At 65.5% G+C, this 25,634-nt stretch carries 23 protein-coding genes; 18 read left to right on the top strand and 5 right to left on the bottom strand.

The genetic code is table 11. The features are described from left to right. Window positions 1–66: 66 nt before the first annotated feature. Window positions 67–1,185: a glutamate 5-kinase gene (gene proB / locus CHB99_RS23500; protein ID WP_042124774.1), complete on the top strand. Its 1,119-nt coding sequence runs from the start codon at window positions 67–69 to the stop codon at window positions 1,183–1,185. A 12-nt stretch (window positions 1,186–1,197) separates the two neighbouring features. Then, window positions 1,198–1,653 (top strand): CreA family protein, encoded by a 456-nt coding sequence (locus tag CHB99_RS23495; protein WP_167335860.1) that lies wholly within the window; start codon window positions 1,198–1,200, stop codon window positions 1,651–1,653. Window positions 1,654–1,772: 119 nt separating this feature from the next. Here CHB99_RS23495 and mksF read toward each other — a convergent pair whose 3' ends face one another. Genes mksF through mksB form a run of 3 tightly spaced genes read right to left on the bottom strand, consistent with a single transcriptional unit; the run spans window position 1,773 to window position 6,584 of the window. Continuing rightward, the gene (mksF, locus tag CHB99_RS23490) at window positions 1,773–4,604 is read right to left on the bottom strand and encodes an Mks condensin complex protein MksF (RefSeq protein WP_042124772.1); all 2,832 of its coding nucleotides are present in this window, start codon (window positions 4,602–4,604) and stop codon (window positions 1,773–1,775) included. Further along, window positions 4,601–5,305 carry an Mks condensin complex protein MksE gene (gene mksE / locus CHB99_RS23485; protein WP_042124770.1) on the bottom strand — a complete coding sequence of 235 codons (705 nt, stop codon included), beginning with the start codon at window positions 5,303–5,305 and terminating at the stop codon, window positions 4,601–4,603. Before mksE ends, mksF begins: the two co-directional genes overlap by 4 nt. Beyond that, window positions 5,295–6,584: an Mks condensin complex protein MksB gene (gene mksB / locus CHB99_RS23480; protein ID WP_042124769.1), complete on the bottom strand. Its 1,290-nt coding sequence runs from the start codon at window positions 6,582–6,584 to the stop codon at window positions 5,295–5,297. The genes mksE and mksB overlap by 11 nt, the downstream gene beginning before the upstream one ends. 177 nt (window positions 6,585–6,761) lie before the next feature. On the opposite strand from mksB, the gene CHB99_RS23475 reads away from it, so the two are divergent. From CHB99_RS23475 to can, 3 genes are all read left to right on the top strand, one after another. Beyond that, window positions 6,762–7,553, top strand: a complete 792-nt coding sequence (locus tag CHB99_RS23475) for a hypothetical protein (RefSeq protein ID WP_042124767.1) — start codon at window positions 6,762–6,764, stop codon at window positions 7,551–7,553. Then, window positions 7,546–7,998, top strand: coding sequence for a ribosomal protein S18-alanine N-acetyltransferase (gene rimI, locus CHB99_RS23470; protein WP_042124765.1), 453 nt, complete (start codon window positions 7,546–7,548; stop codon window positions 7,996–7,998). Before CHB99_RS23475 ends, rimI begins: the two co-directional genes overlap by 8 nt. A gap of 64 nt (window positions 7,999–8,062) precedes the next feature. Further along, a complete protein-coding gene (gene can / locus CHB99_RS23465) occupies window positions 8,063–8,701 on the top strand; it encodes a carbonate dehydratase (protein ID WP_042124763.1) in 639 nt (212 codons plus the stop codon). 142 nt (window positions 8,702–8,843) lie between these two features. Here can and CHB99_RS23460 read toward each other — a convergent pair whose 3' ends face one another. After that, complete coding sequence (locus CHB99_RS23460) at window positions 8,844–9,992, bottom strand: hypothetical protein (protein ID WP_042124757.1); 1,149 nt, start codon at window positions 9,990–9,992, stop codon at window positions 8,844–8,846. Window positions 9,993–10,075: 83 nt separating this feature from the next. On the opposite strand from CHB99_RS23460, the gene CHB99_RS23455 reads away from it, so the two are divergent. Beyond that, window positions 10,076–10,645 (top strand): YcbK family protein, encoded by a 570-nt coding sequence (locus tag CHB99_RS23455; protein WP_042124755.1) that lies wholly within the window; start codon window positions 10,076–10,078, stop codon window positions 10,643–10,645. Here CHB99_RS23455 and CHB99_RS23450 read toward each other — a convergent pair. Then, on the bottom strand, window positions 10,594–11,463 hold the full coding sequence (locus CHB99_RS23450; RefSeq protein ID WP_042124753.1) for a LysR substrate-binding domain-containing protein: 870 nt from the start codon (window positions 11,461–11,463) through the stop codon (window positions 10,594–10,596). The genes CHB99_RS23455 and CHB99_RS23450 overlap by 52 nt on opposite strands. A 130-nt stretch (window positions 11,464–11,593) precedes the next feature. Between CHB99_RS23450 and CHB99_RS23445 the strand changes: the two genes are divergently transcribed. From CHB99_RS23445 to CHB99_RS23390, 12 genes are all read left to right on the top strand, one after another. Next, the gene (locus CHB99_RS23445; protein ID WP_042124751.1) at window positions 11,594–12,199 is read left to right on the top strand and encodes a LysE family translocator; all 606 of its coding nucleotides are present in this window, start codon (window positions 11,594–11,596) and stop codon (window positions 12,197–12,199) included. Between the two features lie 101 nt (window positions 12,200–12,300). Next, window positions 12,301–12,510 (top strand): TonB-dependent receptor, encoded by a 210-nt coding sequence (locus CHB99_RS23440; RefSeq protein WP_042124749.1) that lies wholly within the window; start codon window positions 12,301–12,303, stop codon window positions 12,508–12,510. 271 nt (window positions 12,511–12,781) lie between these two features. Further along, a complete protein-coding gene (locus tag CHB99_RS23435) occupies window positions 12,782–13,507 on the top strand; it encodes a response regulator transcription factor (protein ID WP_042124747.1) in 726 nt (241 codons plus the stop codon). After that, window positions 13,504–14,841, top strand: coding sequence for a sensor histidine kinase (locus tag CHB99_RS23430; RefSeq protein ID WP_042124745.1), 1,338 nt, complete (start codon window positions 13,504–13,506; stop codon window positions 14,839–14,841). The genes CHB99_RS23435 and CHB99_RS23430 overlap by 4 nt, the downstream gene beginning before the upstream one ends. Window positions 14,842–14,971: 130 nt before the next feature. After that, a complete protein-coding gene (locus tag CHB99_RS23425; protein ID WP_042124743.1) occupies window positions 14,972–17,185 on the top strand; it encodes a FepA family TonB-dependent siderophore receptor in 2,214 nt (737 codons plus the stop codon). An 88-nt stretch (window positions 17,186–17,273) separates the two neighbouring features. Beyond that, window positions 17,274–17,561 (top strand): DUF3649 domain-containing protein, encoded by a 288-nt coding sequence (locus tag CHB99_RS23420; RefSeq protein WP_042124741.1) that lies wholly within the window; start codon window positions 17,274–17,276, stop codon window positions 17,559–17,561. Next, a complete protein-coding gene (locus tag CHB99_RS23415) occupies window positions 17,558–19,102 on the top strand; it encodes a PepSY-associated TM helix domain-containing protein (RefSeq protein ID WP_042124739.1) in 1,545 nt (514 codons plus the stop codon). Before CHB99_RS23420 ends, CHB99_RS23415 begins: the two co-directional genes overlap by 4 nt. 1 nt (window position 19,103) lies before the next feature. Further along, entirely contained in the window at window positions 19,104–19,436 is a 333-nt protein-coding gene (locus tag CHB99_RS23410; RefSeq protein WP_170946408.1) for a DUF3325 domain-containing protein, read from the top strand. Between the two features lie 301 nt (window positions 19,437–19,737). Then, window positions 19,738–20,115, top strand: coding sequence for a DNA-binding protein (locus CHB99_RS23405; RefSeq protein ID WP_042124737.1), 378 nt, complete (start codon window positions 19,738–19,740; stop codon window positions 20,113–20,115). Further along, window positions 20,112–21,410 carry a type II toxin-antitoxin system HipA family toxin gene (locus CHB99_RS23400; protein WP_089266655.1) on the top strand — a complete coding sequence of 433 codons (1,299 nt, stop codon included), beginning with the start codon at window positions 20,112–20,114 and terminating at the stop codon, window positions 21,408–21,410. Before CHB99_RS23405 ends, CHB99_RS23400 begins: the two co-directional genes overlap by 4 nt. Before the next feature lie 846 nt (window positions 21,411–22,256). Continuing rightward, a complete protein-coding gene (locus CHB99_RS23395) occupies window positions 22,257–23,252 on the top strand; it encodes a WD40/YVTN/BNR-like repeat-containing protein (protein WP_042130037.1) in 996 nt (331 codons plus the stop codon). Then, window positions 23,249–25,633 (top strand): efflux RND transporter permease subunit, encoded by a 2,385-nt coding sequence (locus CHB99_RS23390; RefSeq protein WP_052419565.1) that lies wholly within the window; start codon window positions 23,249–23,251, stop codon window positions 25,631–25,633. Before CHB99_RS23395 ends, CHB99_RS23390 begins: the two co-directional genes overlap by 4 nt. Window position 25,634: the final 1 nt, after the last annotated feature.

Genomic DNA, 25,634 nt, shown 5'->3' with positions numbered 1-25,634 from the left:
ACGCCGCTTTTTCAAGCGGCGTTTTGTTATCTACAGAATCCACACAGATCGATAGGTTGGAAGAAGATGCGGAGCAAGGTGACAGGTGCCCAGCGCTGGGTCGTGAAGATTGGCAGTGCCCTGCTGACGGCGGATGGCAAGGGCCTGGATCGCGCGGCCATGGGTGTCTGGGTCGAGCAGATGGTGGCCCTGCGTGAAGCGGGCGTCGAGTTGGTGCTGGTCTCCTCGGGAGCCGTGGCTGCCGGCATGAGCCGTCTGGGCTGGACCAAGCGACCGAGTGCGATGAACGAACTGCAGGCCGCTGCTTCGATCGGCCAGATGGGCCTGGTGCAGGCCTGGGAATCGAGTTTCGCCGAGCACGGCAAACACACCGCGCAGATTCTCCTGACCCACGACGACCTCTCCGACCGCAAGCGCTACCTCAACGCCCGCAGCACCCTGCGCACCCTGGTGGAACTGGGCGTGGTACCGGTGATCAACGAGAACGACACCGTGGTCACCGACGAGATCCGCTTCGGCGACAACGACACCCTGGCGGCGCTGGTGGCCAACCTGGTCGAGGCCGACCTGCTGGTGATCCTCACCGACCGCGACGGCATGTTCGATGCCGACCCGCGCAACAACCCCGAAGCCCAGCTGATCTACGAAGCCCGCGCCGATGATCCGGCGCTGGACGCCGTGGCCGGCGGCACCGGTGGCGCGCTGGGGCGCGGTGGCATGCAGACCAAGCTGCGTGCCGCTCGTCTGGCGGCCCGTTCTGGTGCCCACACCATCATCATCGGCGGGCGCATCGAGCGCGTGCTCGACCGCCTCAAGGCCGGCGAGCGCATCGGCACCCTGCTGTCGCCGGAGCGCGGCATGCTGGCGGCGCGCAAGCAGTGGCTGGCCGGGCATCTGCAGACCCGCGGTACCCTGGTGCTGGACGCCGGTGCCGTGCAGGCGCTGCGTGAGGCCAACAAGAGCCTGCTGCCGGTTGGCGTGAAGACCGTGCAGGGCAGCTTCCGCCGTGGCGAGATGGTGGTCTGCGTCGGTCCGGACGGCGTCGAGGTCGCCCGCGGCCTGGCCAACTACAGCGCGCTGGAAGCACAGAAGATCATCGGCCAGTCGTCGGAAGCCATCGAGGGTCTGCTCGGTTACAGCGCCGAGCCGGAGCTGGTGCACCGCGACAACCTGATTCTGGTTTGAGGAGTGATTCGCATGTTCAAGGGACTGTTTGCCGCTGCCTTGCTGGCACTGCCGATGCTGGCTTCGGCGGATGTAGTGGGTGAGGTCTCCACGGTGTTCAAGGTCCTTGGGCCGAACGACAAGATCGTCGTCGAGGCGTTCGATGATCCGAAGGTCGAAGGCGTGACCTGCTACCTGTCGCGGGCCAAGACCGGCGGGGTGAAGGGCGGGCTGGGCCTGGCCGAGGACCGTGCCGAGGCGTCCATCGCCTGCCGTCAGGTCGGGCCGATCAAGTTCAGCGGGCAGCTCAAGGACGGTGAGGAAGTGTTCAAGGAACGCACCTCGCTGGTGTTCAAGACCATGCAGGTGGTGCGCTTCTTCGACAAGAAGCGCAATACGCTGGTGTACCTGGTTTATAGCGACCGTATTATCGAGGGCAGCCCGCAGAATGCGGTGACGGCGATTCCGATCCTGCCCTGGGCGCAGTGAGGCAGTCGGGGACCGCTTTGCGGTCCTTCGCGGGCAAGCCACGCTCCTACGAGATCAAGCGGTACCTCTGTAGGAGCGTGGCTTGCCCGCGAAGGGCCGCAAAGCGGCCCCAGAAACGCTCAGGCTGAAGTCTCTTCAGCCTCCTCCCGAACCACCGCCTTCTCCACATCCAGTCGGCTGATGTACTTCCAGTCCGCCTCGTCGATGTAGATCCCGTTCGGTCCGCTACCGCCTTCCAGGTCGATCGCCACCCGCGCCGACACCTGCGGCTTCACGCTCGCCAGGATCGGCACGAAGCCCAGTTGCAGGCTGGTTTCCAGCAGCGCGGCCTGGTTGCGTTCGTCGATGTCCGCCGCCTCGTCGAGGTAGTACGGCAGACGCACGCGGCCGGCCAGGTCGCGGTCCATCAGGTGCAGCAACAGGTACATGTTGGTCAGCGCCTTGATGGTCATGGTGGTGCCGTTGGACGCGGCGCCGTCGATGTCGGTATGGATCACCGGCTGGCCGTTGACCTTGGTGATCTCGAACGCCAGTTCGAACAGGTCCTTCAGGCCCAACTGGTTGTGGTTGGCCGCGACCAGTCGCGCCAGGTACTCCTTGGCTTCCTCGTTCTTGTTGTCCTGCTCGGCGCTCTGGCTCAGGTCGAACACCGACAGGGTCTCGCCTTCCTCGTACTGGCCGGCGCTGTGGATGATCTGGTCGATGTGCTTGAGCGCTTCCTTGTTCGGCGCGAGGACGATGCGGAAGCTCTCCAGGTTGGACACCTGGCGCCGGTTGATCTCGCGGTTGAACAGGGCCAGCTGGTGTTCGAGGCTGTCGTAGTCGCTGCGGATGTTGCGCAGGGTCCGGGCGATGTCGGTGACCGCCGCGCGACGCGCCTTGCCCAGGGTCAGGGCTTCGTCGGTGCGGTGCGCGTAGGCGTTGATCAGCAACTGCAGGCGACGCTCCATGTCGTCTTCGCTGTCGAACTTGGCCACGCCCTTGAGGCGTACCTGGGCGTACAGCGCTTCGATCTGGTTGTCGACGCGCAGCAGGCCCTGCCAGCTGTCCTGGTAGTCGTTGAGCAGCGGCAGCAGGTTGTCCATGGAGTCGTCCACCGGCTCCATGAACGGCGTGCCGAATGGCAGGTCCGCCGGCAGCAGCTGGCGACGGCGCAGGGCGTCGTCGAGAGTGCGCTGCTTGGCTTCCATGTCGGCGATCTGCCGGCCGACCAGTTGCAGCTTGGCGGAGAGCTGCTGGACGCGCTCGGTGAAGGCGTCGCTGGAGCGCTTGAGCTCGTCCTGCGCGGCTTCCAGCTGGGCCAGCTGTTCCAGCTTGTCGCCTTCCTCGGCACCCAGGGTCTGGCTGCGGCGGAAGTCTTCCAGGGCCTTCTGCGCGTCCAGTACCTGCTGGTACAGCGCCTCGGTCTGGGTCTTGCTCGCGGCGCGGTCGGCGGTCACGGATTGCTGGGTCTTGAGCTGCTTGAGCTCCTTCTCCAGGCGTTCCTTCTGGTCGCGCAGGGCGGCGCGGTCGGCCAGGGCCTGCAGGGCCGGCGGCTCGATATGCGACAGGTCGATGGACAGCCCCGGGACTTCGAAGCGCTCGCCCTTGAAGCCGTCCAGCAGCGTTTCGAGGGTCTTGATCCAGACGTCGCTCTCGTCCAGCTCGATGCCGCGCTCGCCCAGCGGCAGGCTGAACAGCGCACCGTTGAACAGGCGCATCAGGCGCTCGACGTCCTGCTGCGAGAACTCTTCGCGCAGGCGGGCGTAGCTGTTGTTGTCGGCGTGGTCGAGTTGCTGCTTCACCGACTTCAGGCGTTTTTCCAGGTCGCGCAGGCGCTCTTCCAGATCCTCGGCGCTGAACTGGCGGGACTGTGCCAGCGCACCGGCCAGTTCGTCGTGGGCGTCCTTGGCCGCCAGCAGTTGCTGCTCCAGCACCTTGACGTCGTCGACCAGGGCGAAGCGGTTCTTCAGCACCGACAGCTCGCCGAGCCAGCGCTGGATGCCGCTGATTTCGCGCTCCAGGCGCATCAGCTCCTGGGTGCCGTTGCGCTGGTCGTTCTGCAGCGCGTCCTGTTCGCCACGGTAGTGCTCGGACTGGATAAGCAGTTCTTCCTTGCGCGCGCCGGCGTAGTCCTGCCAGGTGCCGAGCAGCGAATCGAGCAGCGGCGACAGGCGGTGCAGCTTGCCGCGCAGGATGTCGCGCTGCGCCACGCCGTTGGCCAGGGCTTCGACCAGGGGGCCGGCGGCCACCAGCGAGTTGTAGTCCTGCTCCATCCGGCGCACGTCGCGGAAGGCTTCGTCGCAGGCGGCGATGTAGTCGACGCTGCCGGAGCGCAGGCTGTGCTCGAAGGCGTCGAGGAACAGCTGCTTGAGCTTGGCCGCGGTGATCTCGCGCATGTGCAGCAGGTTGATGAACAGGGCGCGGAAGGTCTTCAGGCTCTGCTCGCTGGTGGAACGCAGCGGGATCAGGGTCAGGTCCAGCGGGATCGAGGTGTGGCCACCGACCAGCAGGCGGCGCAGTTCGTCCGGCTTGAGTTCGTAGGCCTTCAGGCCGTTGCGTTCGAGGTTGGCGAACAGCTCCTTCTGGCGCAGGCAGGTGTCGTTCTTCTGGTAGTGGGCCAGGTCCAGCTCGCCGGCGTAGGCGAAGAACTGGTGGCCGAAGCCGCCGCCCGGGCCGCGACCGACCACGCCGATCACGTGGGGGCCGTGGGGCAGGTTGACTTCGCAGAGGATGTAGCTGGTGTCGCTGGCGAAGTAGAAGCGCCGCGACTGCTCCAGGCTGTACTTGCCGAAGCTCATGTCCGACATGCGCGCCAGGATGGGGAACTGCAGGGCGTTGATCGAGGCACTCTTGCCCAGGTTGTTGGCACCGTAGACCGACAGCGGGTGTTCCAGGGGGAACAGGCCGAGGCTGTAGCCGGCGGTGTTGAGCAGTGCGAAGCGGCGAATGCCGTAGCGTTCCTGGCTCATGCGTCAATCTCCTGTTGCTCTTCGGCGATGGCCCGGGCCAGGGCCTCTTCTTCGCTTTCTTCCGCGAATGGCGCCAGATCCAGCGGATCGTCGGTGTGGTTCAGTTCTTCCGGGGTTTCCTCGACGACCAGCACCGGGGTCGGCAGCGGCAGGTTGCTGTGCAGGCTGGCGGCCAGGTCGCGGTCCTGCTGGACCGACAGGCAGACGTCGAGGAAGCGGTGCATCGGCGGGAGGAAGCGGTAGATGCCGTTCTCCTCGTGGGCGAAACCGAGCTGGGTCATGCGGCGCATGATCTTTTCTTCCAGCTCGTCCGGGGTCTGCACCTCGGCCTGGAGGAACAGGTCGCGGTACTTTTCGAGCATCGACGGCAGTTCGTCGCGGCCGATGCTGCCGCCGTCGAGTACCGACATCGGGTCGCGGCCCTGGTCGGCCAGGTGCTCGACGAGGATGAAGGTGAACAACGCCAGGCGCTGCGCGGTCTTGTTGACCTGGGCGGCGGCCTGTTCGGGGACGAAGTAGTAGAAGCCGCGGGTATCGCACACCAGCTCGTAGCCCAGGGCCTTGAACAGGCCGCGGTACTGGTCCTGGAAGTTCGACAGCTGGGCATACAGCTCCGGATCGCGCCGGCTGATGTGGAAGCCCTTGAACAGCTCGCGGAAGATCGGTGCGAGCTGGGACAGTTCGGAAAGATCAAGATGCATGGGTAGGGCTCGCAGCAGGTTCGGGCGAAGATTCGGGCGACGCTTCGCGGCTGGATGTCAGGGCGAAGGAGCGCAGGCTCACCAGGTGTTCGCGGGTGGTGTAGTCGCGGCGTTCGAGGCGTTCGCGGGTGAAACGCTTTTCCCGCGAGAGGCGCGAGAACCAGTACAACAGCTCGTCGGTGGCGCCTTCGGGCTCCTGCTCCAGCAGCCAGACCATCAGGTCCGGCAGCGGCAGGGCGTCTTCGCAGCGTTCGAGCATTTCCTTGACCGTGCGCGGCGCGCGGGTCGGTTCGCCCTTGTGGCTCTTGTGCGCCTTGGGGAAGCGCGCGGGCTTGGGTTCGAAGCGGGCCAGGGCGTAGACGTAGGCCTCGACCTGGCTGGCGCTGCCGAGGAAGGTGCTCTGCGGCCGGGTGAACAGCGGCATCGCCGCCTGCGGCACGGCGTCGATGCCCTTGCGCCGGATCACCGAGAGGGCGAGGGCGGCGCCGCGGGTCACGGCGTTGTGCCGGCGCGCTTCCTCGCGCAGCGGCAGGAGCAGTTCACGGGCGTGGCGCAGGGTCAGCTGGGCGCTGGTCTGCATTTCCAGGATGCGCGCGTGGGTGCGCAGGAGCATGTCGTCGTCGACCAGCTGACCGAGCCGCGCCTGTTCGCTGAGCAGGCGCAGGAGTACGGTCTCGACCTTGCGCACGCCCTGTTCGAAGGCGCCGTCGGCGTTGACCAGCTGGATCATCGGCTCGACGTACTCGTCCCAGGTCGCCAGAACCTCGGCATAGCGCTGGCGCAGAGGGATCTGCCGGTCGCTGGTCTTGGCCCGCTCGGCCACGCCGACCAGGGCCTGTTCGTCGTTGTCGAGCTTCTTCAGCACGTCGCGCACGCGCATGTCGAGCAGGCGCAGCTGGCGCGCCAGGTCGTGACCGTCGCGAATGTCGAAGGCGTCCTGGATATGCCCGGCCAGACGCTCCAGATGGCGCAGATAGGCCTCGATCTCCAGGCACAGGCCGAGGCGGTGCTCGCGGCGCAGGTAGGCGAGGAAATCGTGGATCTGCGCGTTCAGCTCGAAGCGGTTCGGGCTTTTCGCCACCGGGACCAGGATGTCCAGGCGGATCCACACGTCGAGCAGGGCGGTGATGTCCTGTGGCGTGCTTTCCAGCTGCTGGGCGGCCAGTTGCTGGCGCAGTTCGCCCAGGCTCAGGGTGCCGCCGTCAAAACGCTCTGACAAAGGTTCCAGCAGGTTCCAGTGCTCGGCCAGGGCGCGCAGGACGCGTTTCGGTTCGATCATTGGCGGGTCGACTCGCTGCCAAATAAAACGCCGGATTGTACTGCATTGAACGGGAATGGTTTCACCCTTGATCGTTTGCCAGGGTTGTCCGGCGGATTTGTGCCGATCGGCAGCGGCGCCGAGCGCGCAACGGCGTTAGAATGTCGCCCCGACTTATCCACAGATGGCCGAACCGCCTTGCTCACCGAGTCCCGCCGCCGCGCTTACCTGAACGCCATGCAAGTGGTGCACTGGCTGCCGCGTACCGAACTGCCGTTCGCCGCGCCGTCGCGCCCGGAACTGCTGCTGCCGCTCGAGCCGCTGGCGGACGAGCCGCCCGCGGCCCAGCCGACCCAGGCCGCGCCCGCCAGTGTCGCGCCGGCACAGGTCAAGCCGGTGGAGCGGACGAAGATCGAGATTCCGCGCCCGGGGACGACGCAAAAGGCGGTCAGCAAGCCGGTGGAAAGCGAGGAAGACAAACCCGCCCCGGTCCGCGTCGTGGCGCCGCCACCGCCGCGTTTCGCCCTGCAACTGCTGCGCGCGGGCAGTTGCCTGCTGCTTGTGGAACTGGCCACCGGCCAGCCATTCCAGAGTCGCGACCCGTCCTATCTGCTGCTCAAGGACATGCTGCGCGCCGCCGGCCTGCCGGACAGCCCGCAGATCATCGGCGAGCCGGTGCGCTGGCCGTTGCTGGGCAAGGGCAGCCTCGATCAGGGCCCGGATGGCGCGCGGGACTTCGTCCAGGGCTTTACCCAGGTCCAGCTGGAGCGCGAGCCGGCTGCCTGCCTGTGGCTGATCGGCCTGCCGGCCGTCCGCCATGCCGGCGAGCGCGACGAAGACGCGTATTACCAGGAATTTTCGGTTCAGGGCCTGGGCACCGCCTGGGCGCTGCCCGGTCTCGAAGTGTTGATGGACGAACCGCAGCGCAAGGCGGACGTCTGGAAAGCCATGCGCCGGCTGATGGCGCGCTGGAAGCCAAGCAATGAGTGACACCGTCAGTTTTCGCCGGATGACCGAGGCGGATCTGGATGCCGTACTGAAGATCGAATACGCCGCCTTCAGCCACCCCTGGACCCGCGGGATCTTCCTCGACGGTCTGAAGAGCTACGAAATCTGGCTGATGTTCGAAGGCGGGCAGCAGGTCGGCCACGGCGTGATCAACGTGATCATCGACGAAGCGCACCTGCTCAACATCACCGTCAAGCCGGAAAGCCAGGGCCGCGGCCTGGGCCTGCGCCTGCTGGAACAGTTGATGAAGCGCGCCTACGAAATGAACGGCCGCGAGTGCTTCCTCGAAGTGCGCGCCAGCAACCAGTCGGCCTATCGCCTGTACGAGCGCTATGGTTTCAACGAAGTGGGTCGGCGCCGCGACTACTACCCGGCGGCGGGTGGTCGCGAGGATGCGCTGGTGATGGCCTGCACCCTGATCGAATGAGCGTGGCGTGACCTTGTCGGGTCGTCGCCTGTCATAACGAAGCATCATTTCATGAGGCTTGACCATGCACGACCTGCAGGAACTGATCGACAACAACGAACGCTGGGCCGACGCCATCACGCAGCGCGACCCGGATTTCTTCGCCAAGCTGGCGCGCCAGCAGACCCCTGAATTCCTCTGGATCGGCTGCTCCGACGCGCGGGTGCCGGCCAACGAGATCGTCGGCATGCTGCCGGGCGACCTGTTCGTCCATCGCAACGTGGCCAACGTGGTGCTGCACACCGACCTCAACTGCCTGTCGGTGATCCAGTACGCGGTGGATGTGCTCAAGGTCCGCCATATCCTGGTGACCGGGCACTATGGTTGCGGCGGTGTGCGGGCGTCCATGCAGGATCGTCAGTTCGGCCTGATCGATGGCTGGCTGCGGGCGATTCGCGACATCTACTACGAGCATCGCGTGGAGCTGTCGAAGCTGCCGACCGAGGAAGAGCGGGTCGACCGGCTGTGCGAGCTGAACGTGATCCAGCAGGTGGCCAACGTCGGCCATACCACCATCGTGCAGAACGCCTGGCATCGGGGCCAGGAGCTGTCGGTGCATGGCTGCATCTACGGGATCAAGGACGGGCGGTGGAAGAGCCTGGACGTGACCATCAGCGGGCTGGCGCAGCTGCCGCCGCAGTATCGGTTGCGGCCGCAGGACTGAAGCGAATCTCCGGAACGGGCTCCCCGTAGGAGCGTGGCTTGCCCGCGAAGGAGCGCGCAGCGGTCCCGGACCTCACTGCTGTCGGGACCGCTACGCGGTCCTTCGCGGGCAAGCCACGCTCCTACAGGTTTTTCGCGGGGCTTCAGATTTCCGCTGGCTTCTGCAGATTGCGCAGGCTGCGCGTCACCGTCCCGGTATTGCACTTGGCGCTGGCCTGCTCCGGGGTCATGTTGCGAATGGTCCGGTAGAACAGTTCGCAGGTCTGCTTCTTCGCCGTCACCTGCCACTTCTGCGTACAGGCATTCAGCGTCGCCTGCGCATCGGCCTTCGGATTGCTGCCCACCCCCGCCTGCCAGCACGCCGCGCTGAGGTCCTGGCCCATCATCTTCAGGCCCGCGGCATCGGCCTTGTCTTCGTCGCCGTCATAGTTGGCCTTGTCCGCCGCGTACCAGATCGCGCTCGGGTGGTTGGAGCCGAGCACCGGTACCTTCTGCCCCGGCGTCGGGCTGATGGTCGCCAGGCCCAGCACCTTCAGGTCCGCGCCGTACTGCTGCTTGATCCAGCTGCGCACCGGCGCGCCGAACGCCACCATCGGCAGCGAGGCACCGTTCGAGGTCACGGTCACTTCCTTGACCATGCGCGCCTGGTAGTCCTGGAAGTAGCTGTACACACCCTCCAGGTCCTTGCCGGCACTGGCCGGGGCGGCGATCGGGGCGATGTCGACGATGGTCTGGTAGGCCGGGGTCTTGTCCGCGGGAATGCCGTTGAAGGTCAGCAGGCTGGCCCAGCGGTCGGTGGTGTTGGAGCGCAGGTAGTCCTGGGCCTGGGTCAGCGAGTAATCCGGCGGGAAGTGCAGCAGTTCGATGCTGCGGCGATTCTCCAGGGCCATGCCCAGTGGCAGGAACAGGTACCAGTTGTAGGCCCATTTGCCGTCGCTATTGAGTTTCTGCGCGCCGTTGTAGGCCAGTTCGCCGGTGTCGAGCAGGGCGTTCAGGGGCTTCTGGTAGTCGCTCGGTACGCCAGCGATATCGGCGTAGTACTTGTCGTTGTCGCGCAGCACCTTGACCGTCGCGGCGGGATAGCCGTCGCGCTGGACGCTCTGGGTCAGGTAGTGCTCGACGGTCTGCTCCAGCGTCCAGTTGCGAAAGCAGATCACGTTGCAGTTGTTGGGGTAGGCGAACAGCCGGGTCACCCGTTCCTGGTTGCCGAGTTCCACCCGGGTGTCAGCCAGTGCCAGGCCGGCAACGCCAAGAGTGATCAGGCCGAGGGCGATCGGTGCAATCTTGTGCATGCTTAACTCCTTGTCAGGTAGCTCCCCGCGGATGGGAGGCACGCCATACTGGAGGACTTGCCATGCCTATGGGAAGAGGGCGAATGAACGGACGCAAAGTACTGTTGGCGGCGCTGCTGGCCAGTGCTGTGGTCCAGGCCGACGAGCGCGATCCGTGGGCGTTCGCGCAATGGACCGGTACGCATGACACCCGCGCCTTCCGCGAGATGCTGGTGGAGGCCCGCCTGTATGGCGTGGTGCCGTTGCATCAACTGCTGCGTTCGGCCAGTGACTGGCGGCAGTGCCGGGCCGAGCCGTTCGCGGTGGCGCCAGTGGCGCAGTGGGCGAGCGTGCGCGGCACCTTGCGCCTGCTCGACCTGCTGGCCGACGAGCGCGTGCTCGGCCCCTACGAGGTGGTGTCCGCTTACCGCGATCCGGCGCTCAATCGCTGTGCCGGCGGGGCGCCGGGCAGTGCCCACATGCGCGCCTTCGCCGTCGACCTGCTGCTGACGAGGGGGGCCGATGCGCAGGCGCTGTGCCGTTTCTGGCAGTCCTACGGCAAGGCCTGGAACATGGGCTTTGGCCGTTATCCCTCGGGGCGGATCCATATCGATACCGCGGGCTATCGTACCTGGGGCGGGGCCTGCTCGATGACCCACTCGCTGAAGCGCTGACACTTCTCCGACTCCGCCAGCGCCCGCGGACACAACAGCACATACGCCGAGCCGTCGCGCACGAAGCCATGGGGCGCAACCAACTGCCCGCCGGCCAGTTCGTCACCCACCATCAGCCGCGACGCCATGGCCACCCCAAGCCCCGCCACCGCCGCCTGGATGCACAGATAGAAATGCTCGTAGTCGGCCCGCTCGCTGCCACGTTCGGTCTGCTCGTGCAAACGCAGCCAGGTCGCCCAGGCGCCGGGTCGGGTGGCGCTGTGCAACAGGCGCTGGCCGGCGAAGCCCTTGGCCGGCAGCGTGAGCGCGGGACTGGCCACCGGTCCGACCCATTCATCGCAGACCTTCTGTACCTGCAAGCCGTCCTCCCATTGGAAATCGTCACGCCGCAGGGCCAGGTCGACCCCGCTGCGCACGAAGTCCAGCGGTCCGCCGGCCGCCAGCAGTTGCACCTGGATATCCGCATGCCGGGCCTGGAAATCCGCCAGGCGCGGGATCAGCCACTTCATCGCCAGGGTCGGTTCGCAGGACAGCACCAGCACGTTCTCCCGCGTCTGCTGCTGCAGCCGCGACACCGTGCCTTGCAGTTGCTCGAACACCGACTGGGTGGTGGCGAGCAGGCTGCGACCGGCGGCGGTCAGGAAGATCGCGCGGTTGCGCCGCTCGAACAGCTCCACCCCCAGCGAGGCTTCCAGCAGACGCACCTGGCGACTGACCGCGCCATGGGTGACATGCAGCAGTTCGGCGGCGCGGACGAAACTTTCGGTGCGCGCGGCGACATCGAAATAGCGAAAGGCGGTGAGGGCGGGCAGTTTCATATCTGTGAGGAAAACTAGCGGATTTGTCGCACTATAAATCGCTTTTTTCCTTGTAGTCAGGCTTTCGATAATGGCGACCTTCACAACCATCCGTGCTGTTTCGTAGCGCATCAGAAGAAGGAAGCCTGCCTTGAACGAACTCGTCGCCGTCGCCCTGTTCACCGTACTGGCGGTCATCAGCCCGGGGCCGGACTTCGCCATGGTCACCCGGGCCAGCTACGCCCATGGCCGGCGCAGCGGACTGCTCGCCGCCCTGGGTATTGCCTGCGGGGTGCAGGTGCATGTGCTGTACACGGTGCTCGGGGTGTCGGTGCTGGTGCAGCATTCGCCGGCGTTGTTCCTGGCGATGAAGGTGCTCGGCGCCGGTTACCTGATCTACCTCGGCTACCGCTCGCTGACCAACACCACCCGGTTGTCGCTGGACGGCGACGGCGGGGCGCGAAAGGGCACCTTTCTCTCGGGCTTCCTGACCAATGCGCTGAATCCAAAGACCCTGCTGTTCGTGGTCAGCGCCTACACCCAGGTGGTGCGGCCGGGCAGTTCGCTGGTCCAGCAGTTCGGCTACGGGGTGTTCATGTCGCTGGCGCACGGGGTCTGGTTCGGCATCGTCGCGCTGTGTTTTTCCAGCGCACCGTTGCGCCGGGTGATGATCGATCGCCAGCGCGTGGTGGATCGGGTGATCGGCGTGGCCCTGCTCGGGCTCGGCGTGACGGTGTTGTTTGCCAGTGTGCGTTGAGCGGATTGCAACTATCTGTGTCGGCTTGATAAGACAGGTGTACACCAGCCTCTTCAAGCCGCAGACCTACAAGGATCGCAACGGCAGCGTCCGAAAGCTGGATGCTGCCCCGGGCGTCGACCTGCAAGCAGGATGACAATGCGGTGGTGGGGTTGATGGCGCGCTATCAGTTGACTCCGCAGTGGTCGGCGACGGCGACGCTGAACAATCTGTTCGATGAGAAATATGTGAGTTCGCTGGATGAGAATTTCTATAGCGGGAGTTATGGGGAGCTGCGGAATTTCGTGGTGACGAGCAAGTGGGAGTTTTGAGGGATGAGGTGACCGGGTCCGGGGGCATGGAAAAAGACTGGCGCCTTTGAGTGGATCGTAAGTCGCGTTGACGGCTTGGCGGGATACCGAGATGTGTGGATACCTATGTTCATCGCAGGCAAGTCGGGGCGCCGAGCCGCTGCTCCCACAGTGCCGCGGCGTTCTCAAGGGCAGTGACCTGACCATCCCTGACACAAACACCAGTGGGCATCTTCCCGATCTTTCGTCAGAATGCGCGACAAAGAACCATTCTCATTAGCAGGTCCGCCCTATGCAGCTCGCCACCGCCCCCCGCGCCCCGGTGCGCATCCTCGCCATTGAGGACGATCCCTTGCTGGCCGCGCACATCGACAGCCACCTCGGCCAGCGCGGTTTCGCCGTGACCTTGCGCCACGACGCCCGGGATGTGCTCGAACTGGTGCGCGACGGCGGTTACGACCTGGTCCTGCTGGATATCCTCCTGCCCGACAGCAACGGCCTCGACACGCTCGCCGAGCTGCGCCGCCGCCAGCGCGTGCCGGTGATCCTGATGTCGGCGCTGGGGGCGGAGCAGGACCGCATCATCGGCTTCAGCCAGGGCGCCGACGACTACCTGCCCAAGCCGTTCAGCATGGGCGAGATGGATGTGCGCATCGATGCGATCCTGCGGCGCGTGGCCTATGAGCGCGCCGAACAGAACGCGCACGAGGAACTGGGCCAGGCCCTCGGCCTGACCTTCGATCCGCTGCGCAGCGATGTGTGCAACAACGGCACCTGGGCCGACCTGACCAGCACCGAATACCGCATCCTGGAAACCCTGCTGCACTCGCCCAACGAGGTGCTGAGCAAGACCTTCCTCTACCAGCAGGCCCTGCACCGCGCCTATTCGATCCATGACCGCAGCCTGGACATGCACGTCAGCCATATCCGTCGCAAGCTGCAGGCCATCGGCTACAGCGCCGGGCGGGTGGAGACCGTGCGCGGTGCCGGCTACGTGCTCAAGCGCGTCGCCCCATGAGCCTGCCCGAGCGCCATTCGCTGTTCTGGAAACTGATCGGCGGCATCGTCCTGCTCAGCCTGTTGATCATCAGCCTGCATGTGGACGTCAGCCAGCGCATCGAGATGGCGACGGCGAAGCTGCCCCCGGCCACCCAGAAGATCCTCGCCGGCTATGCCCTGGACGCCGAGCAGGCGTGGAATACCAGGGGCACCGCCGGCGTCGATGATTTCCTGCGCGACCTGGGCGAGCGCGAAGGCGTCTGGGCGGCGGTGGTGGGGCAGCATGACCGTTCGCTGTCGTCGCAGCCGCTGCGCGGTCGCGAGCGCAGGAAGCTGAATTTCATGCGCACCCTGGACTGGTCGGTCGGCCGTCCCGGCGGTACGCCGACCTTCTACATACCGTTCAGCGACAGCGAAGCGCGGCTGGTGATGGACCTGCCGGCGCGCCTCGATCCGCGCAAGTACAACCACCTCTGGCGCGCGCTGCTGGAACGCATCCTGCCCGCCTGCCTGGCCATCGGCCTGGGGCTGTTGCTGTACCGCACGGTGATCGCGCCGATGGTGATCCTGCGGCGTCAGGCCAATGCCCTGAGTACCGGCAATCTCTCGGCGCGGGTGGGCCCGCGACTGACCCGCCGCCGCGACGAACTGGGCGAGCTGGCGCGGGCCTTCGACCATATGGCCGGGCGTCTGGAAAACACCGTGCAGTTCCAGCGCCAGTTGCTGCGCGACCTGTCCCACGAGCTGCGCACACCCCTGAGCCGTCTGCGCGTGACCGGCGAGCGCGAGCAGGACACCACGGCCCTGCGCCAGCGCCTGGAGCGCGAAGTACAGGGCATGGAGCGACTGATCAACGACACCCTGGAGCTGGTCTGGCTGGATACCGAACGCCCGCAACTGCCGGTGGAGTGCGTGGATATCGGCCGCCTGTGGGATGTGCTCTGCGAGGACGTCTGCTACGAAAGCGAGTGGCCCGCCGAGCAGTTGCGCAACGACTTGCCAGGCCCTTGCCGGGTGCTCGGCAATCTCAACAGCCTGGCCCAGGCGTTGGAGAACATCCTGCGCAACGCCGTGCGCCATTCGCCAGCCGGCGGGCTGGTGCGCCTCGGCGGCACGCGCGACGGCGAGGACTGGCACCTGTGGATCGACGACCAGGGACCGGGCGTCGATCCGGCCAGCCTGGAAAGCATCTTCCGACCCTTCACCCGGCTCAATGCCGCACGCCCGGGCGGGGATGGCTTCGGCCTGGGCCTGTCGATCGCGCGCAGCGTGGTGCAGTTGCAGGGCGGCGAGGTGTGGGCGCAGAACCGCACGCCGGGCCTGCGCATCAACCTGCGGCTGAGAAGTGTATGAAATGTAAAAAAGATTTACTCTCATTTGCGAGGCAGTAGCATTCGCGCTCGTCCCGGTCAGGTTCTGGGGCGAGCCGGCTGAGCCCCTCGCGCCTTTCCTGACGTCCGTCATTGCGAAAGGAGCATCGTCGATGCAGCCCCGTTTCAAGCTCAATCCTCTCTGCCTGGCCCTGCTGGCCGTGTCCCCGTCCTCGTTGCTGGCCGCCACCGCGGCGCAGAGCGGCGAGGTCCTGGAACTGACCGATACCCACGTGGTGGCCACGGCCGCGGAAGAGTTGAAGCAGGCGCCCGGCGTTTCGCTGATCACCGAGGAGGACATCAGGAAGCGTCCGCCGGTGAACGACCTTTCCGAGATCATCCGCAAGATGCCCGGGGTCAACCTGACCGGCAACAGCGCCAGCGGCACCCGCGGCAACAACCGGCAGATCGACCTGCGCGGCATGGGCCCGGAAAACACCCTGATCCTCATCGACGGCAAGCCGGTCACCTCGCGCAATGCGGTGCGTTACACCCGCTCCGGCGAGCGCGACACCCGTGGCGACAGCAACTGGGTACCGGCCAGCGAAGTGGAGAGCATCGAAGTCCTGCGCGGTCCGGCGGCGGCGCGCTACGGCTCCGGCTCCATGGGCGGGGTGGTCAACATCATCACCAAGCGCCCGACCCAGGCCCTCACCGGCAGCCTCTCGGCCTTCACCAATCTGCCCGAAGACGACGCCGAGGGCATGACCAAGCGCACCACCTTCAGTCTCGCCGGAGCGCTGACCGACTCGCTGACTTTCCGCGTCTACGGCAACCTGAACAAGACCGATGCCGATGACGCCGATATCAACGCCGATCACACCGCCAGCGGCGGTTCGCTCGCCGCCGGCCGCGAAGGCGTGCGCAACAAGGACGTCAACGCGCTGCTCAGCTGGGCGCTGGACAACCAGCAGACGATCGATTTCGAAAGCGGTTTCAGTCGCCAGGGCAACATCTACGCCGGCGATGTCGGCACCGGCGCCACCGATTCGCTGACCCCGGGCAGCACCATCAACCAGTGGCTGGGCCGCGAAACCAACACGATGTACCGGCAGAACTTCTCCGTCACCCATCGCGGCGACTGGGAATTCGGTACCTCGCGCCTGCTCGCGCAGTACGAGAACACCCGCAACAACCGTCTGCTGGAAGGCCAGACCGGCTCGGTCGACGGCGACATCAGCGGCAGCGACAAGTCCACCAGCACCTACGACAGCTACCTGGTGCAAGGCCAGTTGGACATCCCCCTGCAACTGCTGCTGGCGCAGACCCTGACGCTCGGTGCCGAGTGGAACCACCAGGAACTGGACGACCCGAGCACCATGGACCGGGCGATCGGCACCACCCTGCCGAATTCCGCCGCCGGTTCGCGGCCCACCGACATGGACGCGACCATCATGGCGGTCTATGCCGAGGACAACATCGAGCTGACCCCGAACTGGTTCCTCACCCCCGGCCTGCGCCTGGACCATCACGACCAGTTCGGCGCCAACTGGAGCCCGAGCCTGAACACCTCGTACAAGCTCACCGAGGACATCACCCTCAAGGGCGGTATCGCCCGTGCGTTCAAGGCACCGAACCTGTACCAGTCCAACCCCAACTACCTGTACCGCAGCAACGGCAACGGTTGTGCGCCGAGCCTGAGCTCCAACGGCTGCTACGTGCTGGGCAATGCCGACCTCGATCCGGAAATCAGCATCAACAAGGAAGTCGGCATCAGCTTCGCCCGCGACGGCTGGAGCGCGGGGCTGACCTACTTCCGCAACGACTACGAGAGCAAGATCGTCTCCTCCAACGATCTGGTCGGCCGCACCTCGACCAACGAGGCGATCCTGCGCTGGGACAACGCCAAGGACGCCGTGGTCAAGGGCTGGGAAGGCAACATCGGCGTGCCGTTGCTGGGCGAGGTGGGCGAGATCCTCAGCTGGAACACCAACTTCACCTACATGGATTCCAACGAGGACAGTGACGGCAACCCGCTGTCGGTGGTGCCGGAATATACGGTCAACAGCATGCTCGACTGGCAGGTGACCCAGGCCCTGTCGCTGAGCCTGACCGCGACCTACTACGGCAAGCAGGAGCCACGGCGCTTCAACCCGACCCGGGATGTCGGCGTGACCGCGGCGAACGAGTTGCGGACCCTCGATCCGTACCATGTCTGGGGGATCGGTGGCACCTATGAGTTGACCCGGAATGTCTCGTTCGGCGCCGGCATCAACAACCTCTTCGACAAGCGCGTGTACCGCGAGGGTGCGGGTACCAGTGCCGGGGCCAGTACCTACAACGAGCCGGGGCGAGCGTTCTATGCGTCGGTGACGACGACCTTCTGACGAAGAACTGGAAGCAGGGCGCGGACCCTGTGGGAACGCCGCCCGGCCAGCTCCCACAGGGTTCGCGTCGCCTCATGCTGAGATGCCAATGAAAACCACAACCTTCTCCTGGCCAATGCTCTCGCGCATCGCCGCCGCGATCCTCGGCGGCTATGCCTTCACCTATGCCTTCACCGCTGCCCTGGCGCGCCTGCTGCCACTGGCCAAGGGTGATGCGCTGATCGTCGCCACGCTGTTGTCTTTCGCCGTCTACACCGGCGCCATCCTCTGGGCCTTCGCCTGCCGCAGCGCTCTTCGCGCCTGGGTCGGACTGGCCACGGCGGGGCCATTGGCGCTGATCGGCTTCTGGCCGCACCTGCTGGAGCGCTTCGGATGAAACAGAAGACCCTCACCCAGTCCCTGTCGTGGATGCACACCTGGAGCGGCCTGGTGTTCGGCTGGGTGCTCTTCGCCATCTTTCTCACCGGCACCCTGGCCGTTTTCGACAAGGAAATCGACGCCTGGATGCGCCCGGAAATTCCGGCGCATTCAGTGAGCCAGGTACAAGCGGCACAGCGCGCACTGGACTATCTGCAAGCCAACCACGCCAACGCCAGCGCCTGGAACATCGGCCTGCCGAGCGAGCGTTCGCCCACCTTGAGCGTGTCCGCCGGCGAGCAGCGGCGCGGTGGCGGCCAGGCCCTCGATCCCGTCACCGGCGAGGCGCTGCGGGTGCGCGAAAGCGCCGGTGGCAGCTTCTTCTTCCGTTTCCACTTCACCCTCAACCTGCCGCGCAATTTCGGTATCTGGGTGGTCGGGCTGGCGGCCATGGCCATGCTCGCGGCGCTGGTCAGCGGCATCGTCATCCACAAGAAATTCTTCAAGGAGTTCTTCACGTTCCGCCCGGCCAAGGGCCAGCGCTCGTGGCTGGATGCGCACAACGCAACGGCGGTGCTGGTACTGCCATTCCACCTGATGATCACTTACACCGGGCTGGTGATCTTCTACCTGATCTACATGCCGGCGGCGTCCGACGCGCTGTTCGACGGCGATCGCGAGGCGCTGAATCGGGCGCTGCGCGGGATGCCGGCGGAGCAGCATGCCCGGCACGGGCAACGGGGCGCCGGGGAGGCGCCGGGCGAGGCGGCACTGACCGATCTGGCACCGATACTGGTTGCGGCCGAGCAGGCCATGGGGCCGCTGTCCGGTCTGTCGATCCAGAATCCCGGACGCAGTGATGCACGTATCGAAGTACGTCCGGTGCTGGGTAATCGCATCGAGCTGACCAAGGGCCAGAGCATGCTCTTCGACGGTGTCAGCGGCAGAGTCCTGCGTGAACCGGGGCAAAGCCGCCCGAGCCTGCTGACCCAGCGGGTCATGGCGGGGATGCACTTCGCCCAGTTCGGCGGTTATTCGATGCGCTGGCTGTACTTCCTCTGCGGCCTGGCGAGCTGCGCCATGATCGCCACCGGGTTGGTGCTGTTCACCGTCAAGCGTCGGCGTCGGCATGACGGTGAAGGGGTGCTTGGCGCGTTGCTGTATCACGTCGCCGAGCGCCTGAACGTGACCGTCGTGGCCGGGCTGTCGCTGGCCTGCATTGGTCTGCTCTGGGCCAATCGCCTGCTGCCGGTGGAGCTGGCGCAGCGCGGTGGCTGGGAGGTGCGGGTGTTCTTCCTGATCTGGCTGGCGACCCTGGGGCACGCCATCGCGCGGCCATGGCTGAGGGCCTGGCGCGAGCAACTGGGGCTGGCCGCGCTGATGTGCCTGCTGCTGCCGTTGCTGAACCTCTTCACGGTCGATCGCGGCGGGTTCGTTTACCTGGAGATCACCAGTGTGGTGATTGGCGCGCTGCTGGGGTGGTGCTGCTGGAAGCTGGGCCAGCCACCGAAGGAGCGTGTGGCGCGGCGTGGGCGTTCTGCCGGGGTGGAGGCCAATTGAGATGAGCCTGATGTTATCCACAGGGCTGCTGTTGGCCTACAGCGGCATGCTCGGACTGTGTCTGGGGCTGGAGCGGCATTACCGGCAGGTCTGGCCGCGAGTGCCTGGCCCGGTGTTGCGCCGCGTTCTGCGCATGGGCGGCTGGCTGGCGCTGCTCGGCAGCTTCGCCGCCAGCGTGGCGGCGTGGGGCTGGGCGATGGGGCCGATTGGCTGGTTCGGGTTGATGTCGCTGGCGGGGTTGGGCCTGGTGCTGCTGTTGCCGTACCGGGCGAAAGGCGCGGTGTGGGCGGCGGTGGCTGGCTGGCCGCTGTTGGGGGCTGTGGCTCTTTTATGAGAGGTTGTTGAGAATTTTCCCTTTGCGGCTTCTGCCTCTTCCGAACAGGGTCTGACGAGCCCCAACCCACATCGGTAGGACATCGAATTCAAGGCCGTAGGTTGCCAGAGCCTTGAACGGTCGTGTCCTCATGCTGTGGATGGATTTTTAATGGCTAGAAAAATTACCGTAAACAGCAATAAACCTAGTTTTCGGCTAAAAATGTAGCCAAAAAACAATTGAACGCTGTTTCTGTTTTTACGGCTAGAATTCTGATCAAACAGCGCCAAAAGGCGTGTTTCTGATCAGGAAATCATCCGTTATGAACATGCTGTCCATGAGCGATCAAGCCATCGCCGAACTCATCGGTTCGCGGGTCGAGGCCGTGAGGCTCAAGAAGAACGTCCCTCTGGAACTGGTTGCCCATGAGGCAGGCATTTCCCGTCAGACCCTCAGAAATGTGCTCAAGGGCAAAGGGACGCTTCTGAACCTGATCGCCGTGCTGCGAGTGATCGATGAGCTGGACCGGCTAGTCTCCTTGACCGAGGACGTGCGCCCCAGTCCGTTGCAGATGGCCAGGATGGCCGGCAAGCAGAGGCTGCGTGCGTCCAGTCCGCGCAAGAAGGACAACGAACCTTTGCCAGCCAGCGGCAGGAAGCCGTTGCTGGCCCCGACCGGCAAAAAGGACATTGACTGGTGATCGCGAAAATCCACCTGTGGGATCTGTATGTTGGCGCCTTGAACTGGGACGAGACCCGTCAGACAGGCGAGTTCGAATATTCCGCCGAATTCGTGCGCACGGGTCTGGAGATTTCCCCGATCCACATGCCGCTGCGGGAAAACCATGTCTACGTCTTCTCGCAACTGAATCGCGAGACGTTCCGCGCGCTGCCGTCGATCTTCGCCGATTCTCTTCCGGACGATTTCGGCAATGCACTGATCAATGCCTGGCTGGCCCAGCGTGGTCGAGACAGGCAGAGCTTCTCGCCGGTGGAACGGCTGTTGTACCAGGGCAATCGCGGCATGGGCGCGCTGGAATACCGTCCGGCCCTGAATGCCGGGATGGATCAGGACCAGAGCATCGAGATTCGCGCCCTGGTGCAGTTGGCCAGTGAGGTGCTGTCCAATCGGGCCAGTCTGGAGGAGCGGCTGACCGCCCATGACCCCAGCGTCGACGAGACGGCCCTGCAGCGCCTGATCCAGGTCGGTACCAGCGCCGGTGGTGCCCGGGCCAAGGCCATCATCGCCCTCAACGACGCGGGGGATATCCGTTCTGGGCAAATCCAGGCGCCACCCGGCTACAGCTACTGGCTGCTGAAATTCGACGTTGCCAAACACTCCGATCTGCTGGCGGACAGCCAGGGATATGGGCGTATCGAATATGCCTATTACCTGATGGCCAGGGAGGCGGGCGTGCTGATGAGTGAATGCCGGTTGTTGGAAGAGGGCGGTCGGGCGCATTTCATGACTCGCCGCTTCGACCGCACCGATGCCGGGGAAAAGGTCCACATGGCAACGTTGTGTGCGCTGGATCATGCCGACTACAAGAAGCCTGGCGAATACTCCTATGCCGAGGCGTTCGCCGTGTTGCGCCAACTGCGGCTCGGGCGCGACGAAGCCGTTCAGTTCTTCCGCCGCATGGTGTTCAACGTGATTGCCCGTAACCAGGATGACCACACCAAGAACATCGCTTTTCTGATGGACACCGACGGTACCTGGTACCTGTCACCGGCCTATGACGTCACCTGGTCGTATCTGCCGGGCAATTTCTGGGTCGACAGCCATCAGATGAGCATCAATGGCAAGCGTGACGACTTCACCCTGGACGACTTGCTCGCCGTCGGGGCCCAGGTCCGTGGCATGGATGTGAAGCAGATCGTTGCCGAGGTCGGCGCGGCGGTAGCGCGCTGGCCGGAGATCGCTCGGAGCGTGGGGGTGGCGGAGGCGACCCTCGCGGCGATCGCGAAGTCGCATCGGTTGTATCTGGCGGACTGAAGCGTGGCCGCCAGGTCTCCGCACTACAGTCTTGGCAAAAATGGACGAAAACCGCTTGCTCCTGCATACGGCCCTACGCTGCGCTCCGGGTCCCCTCCCTCCGGCATAGGTATCTACACAACTCCGAAAGCCTGACAGGAAACTGCATCAGGGCCGCCAGGTGCCCGTCTTGAGTCTTGCAGCGCCCTCAAGATCGAGCGCCGCCCGCGCGGCGCTTCGCGAGCAAGCTCGCTCCCACAGTTTGTTGCAACGCGCCATGGCCTGTGGGATTGGGGTTGTCAGCCTTGGTGCATGGCAGGGGTTGGCGTAGAGGCCATTTGGATCGACTTGATATCCCGTCGTGCTAACGAGGCGGTCAACCATGGCCTGACAGACATAGGTCCGTTGCAACAAACCGTGGGAGCGAGCTTGCTCGCGAAGCGCCGTGCGGACGGCGCGCGATCTCAAGAGCGCTGGAAGGGCATCGTCATGCACCGCGATGCGCCGCGCGGGCGGCGCTCGATCTTGAGGGCGCTGCAAGGCTTGAGGCAGGCACCGTCGAGCCGGCGTGGCCCCCTGTTCCCGCCGATCACCTCGCCCAGCCGCGCCTGTGTTCAGGCCCGCATTTACGCGGACTTCCCCGCCAGCACCCCCAGGCCCCCCACCAGCCACCTGACCTGGGGGGGCGTGCTCATGCCGATCGCCCGGCAGGATCAGCAAAACGCACAAGAACAAATCAAAGGTGCCTGTATGCAAAACCTGGAGTCGTTTCCCGACGATTGCATCGTCTGCCGGTCTGCCAGCGATGAGGGGGACAGGCGGTCAAGCGTCGCGTCCCCTGCTCGCGCAGCCCCATCAGCGGTCTCGATGAACACCCGAAGACCAGGCCTGGTCCTGCCGTGGCTGGCGAAACTGTCGCCCTGGATGCTGATCGCCGGTCTCGCCTACGCCGCGGTTTTCGTCGAGCCGTCGAGCAACGGCGCGCCACTGCTGCAGCCGGTGGTGGAGCCGCGCGACATGTTTTTCGGCGCGGCGGGCGATGCCGCCTCGCTGTGGGTGGTGGGCCAGGACGGCGCCGTGCTGCATGGCGTGGACGGTACCTGGCGCCGCGAGGTGCTGCCCGGCCGCGGCAATCTGCAGGCCGTGGCGGTGTCCCCGGACGGCGAGGTGGTCACCGTCGGCAGCCGGGGTGACCTGTGGCTGCGCCTGCCGGGCCAGGCTTGGCGCCACGCGCCGCTGCCGGTCGCCGAGGAGGGCGGCAAGCTGCTCGACGTGGCGTTCATCCATGGCTACTTCTGGGTGGTCGGCGAGATGGGCGCGCTGTTCCGCGCCGCCCCCGGGGCCACTACCTGGGAGCGCATGGGCGAGTCGCGGGACGTCGCCTTCAACGCCATCCGCCCTGGCGCTGGCGACGACCTGTGGATTGCCGCCGAATTCGGCCGCCTGCTGCGCAGCCGCGATGGCGGGCAGACCTGGAGCACCCAGGAACTGGGCAGCGAGAGCCTGCGCGCAGTGGCTTTCGACGGCCAGACCGGGGTCGCCGTGGGCAACACCGGGCACCTCTACCTCAGCGACAACGGCGGCGACGACTGGCGTCCGCTGGCCGCGTTCACCAGCGATCACCTGCACGACGTCGTGGTGCGCGACGGACTCTGGCAGGTGGTCGGTGACAACGGCAGCTACTTCCAGAGCGACGAGCCTGGCGGTACCTGGACCAATGCCGCCCTGGGCATCGCCGAGATGAGCAAGGGCTACCTCACGCGCATCCTGCCGATCGCCGGCGGCAACCTGCTGGTGGGACGGCAACTGATGATGCTGAGCGCCGGCCATCCGCAGTTCATCGGTGAAGGAGCACGGCCATGAAACAGTTGCAGAGTTTCGCCACGCGCTTCGCCGAGTGGTGCATCGCCCGCCGCGTGGCGGTCACCCTGGTGGTCGCGGTGATCACCCTGGGCTTCGCCCTGTGCCTGGTCCGCCTCGACGTGCAGACCCGCTTCGCCGACATGATTCCCCACAGCCACCCCTACGTGCAGGTGCACCAGACCTACAAGGACAGCTTCGCCGCGAGCAATCGGGTGACCATCCTGGTCAAGGCCACCCAGGGCGACATCATCGACAGCGAAATCCTCGCCGAGGTGCAGCGCATCAGCCGCGAACTGCGCAAGGTCGAAGGGGTCAACCCGCAGCAGATCGTCTCGCTGGCCTCGCGCAAGCTGAAGCGGGTCAACGCCTCCAGTGAGGGCATCGAGACCCGGCCGCTGATGAGCGAGGTGCCGACCACGCCGGCGGACCTGCGCCAGTTGCGCCAGGCGATCCTCAACAATTCCATGGTCTACGGCCTGTTCGTCGACCGCGAGTTCAAGTCGACCCTGATCCAGGTGGACTTCTACGATCACCTGGTCAACTACAAGGCGATCTTCCCGCAGATCCAGGCGATTCTCGATGCCTCGCCGGTCAAGGAGCGGGTCAGCCTGCACCTGGTCGGCGAGCCGGTGCTGTACGGCTGGGTCGCCCATTACCTGTCGGAAACCCTGAGCCTTTCGCTGCTGTCGCTGGGCGCCATGCTGGTGCTGCTGTTCGTGCTCAGCCGGACCTGGCGCGGCACCCTGCTGCCGCTGCTGGCCGGGAGCATCTCGGGCATCTGGGCACTGGGGATCAGCGCACTGCTCGGCTACAACTGGGATCCGCTGGTGGTGGTCGTGGCCTTCATCATCACCGCGCGCGCTTTCTCCCATTCGGTGCAGTTGATCACCCGCTACGACGACCTCGCGGTGGACGGCCAGGTACCTTCGCGGCGCGCCGCCGAGCAGGCCATGGCCGAGCTGTTCCGGCCGAGCATGCTCGGGCTCTACGCCGATGCCGGGGCCATTCTCTGCGTGATGCTCACGCCGATTCCGCTGCTGCACAAGGTGGCGATCATCGGCGCGGTGTGGGTGATGAGCATCGCCGTGTCGGCGGTGGTGATGACCCCGATCATGCTGTCCTGGGTGCGTCGCCCGCAGGGCTTCGTGCACCCGCTGAAACTCGACTTCATCCTCGATGCGGTGCTGCGCGGCGCGTCCCTGCTGGTCTCCACCCGGGCCCGCTACCTGGTGGCGCCGGTGTGCCTGGCGGCGCTGGCCGGCCTGGTGTTCGAGGCGTCGCGGATCCAGGTCGGCGATGCCAGCGACGGCTCGCCGATTCTCTGGAAGAACGCCTCGTTCAACCGCGACAGCGCGCTGATCAACCAGCTGTATCCGGGTTCCGAACAGCTGTTCGTGGTCATCGAGGGCCATGCCCCGGATGCGCTGAAGACCCCCGAGGTGCTGGCGTGGGCGCAGCGTTTCTCGCGCTACATGGAGCGCCAGCCGGAAATCGGCGGCAGCGTCTCGCTGGCCGATCTGGTGGTGGACGTGCGCCGCAACCTCTACGAGGGCAACCCGCGCTATCGCGAACTGGGCGCCTCGCAGACCGAGAACGGCGAGCTGATCAATTTCTACCTGCAGGGGGCCGCGCCCGAGGACATGGCGCAGTACGCCGACCGCCATTTCCAGAACGGCGCCATCACCCTGTTCTTCCGCGACCACAAGGGCGAGACCCTGCGCAACGCCATGCACTACGCCAAGCAGTTCATCGCCGAAAACCCGCTGGAGCAGGCCAATGTGAAACTGGCCGGCGGCGGCCTGGGGGTGATCGCGGCGGTCAACGAGGTGCTTCTGCGCGACCAGATCGAAGCCATCGCCCTGGCCTTCCTGGTGGTGGTGCTGTGCTGCCTGGTGGTCTATCGCTCCTCGGTCAGCGGCATCTTCTTCATCATTCCGGTGCTGGTGTCCAACGTGGTCACGTTCGCCTTCATGTCCTGGCAGGGCATCGGCATGAGCATCAGCACCCTGCCGGTGGTCGCGCTGGGCATCGGCCTGGGCGTCGACTACGCCTTCTACATCGTCGACTCGATCAAGGAGTACCTGGAGAAGAACCCGCGGGCCAGCAACCTGGAAGCGGTGCTGCAAGCCATCGGCTCGGCCGGGCGCGGCGTGCTGCTGACCGCCTTCACCCTGGCCGCCGGGGTGCTCCTGTGGGGCTACTCGTCACTGCGCTTCCAGGCCGAGATGGGCCTGCTGATCGGCCTGTGGCTGATGGTCTCGGCCTTCACTTCGCTGTTCGTCATGCCGGCCCTGGCGCTGGTGTTCAAGCCCGACTTCATCTTCGCCCCCGCTCACCAGCAGGAAACGCAGGGCGCCCGCGACTCCGAGGCCGCCGTGTAGA

The organism is Pseudomonas japonica (assembly GCF_900188455.1).
In the GTDB taxonomy this organism is placed as follows: domain Bacteria; phylum Pseudomonadota; class Gammaproteobacteria; order Pseudomonadales; family Pseudomonadaceae; genus Aquipseudomonas; species Aquipseudomonas japonica.
Note: the sequence above shows the minus strand (reverse complement) of the source record. Positions and strands in the feature narration are given on the sequence as shown.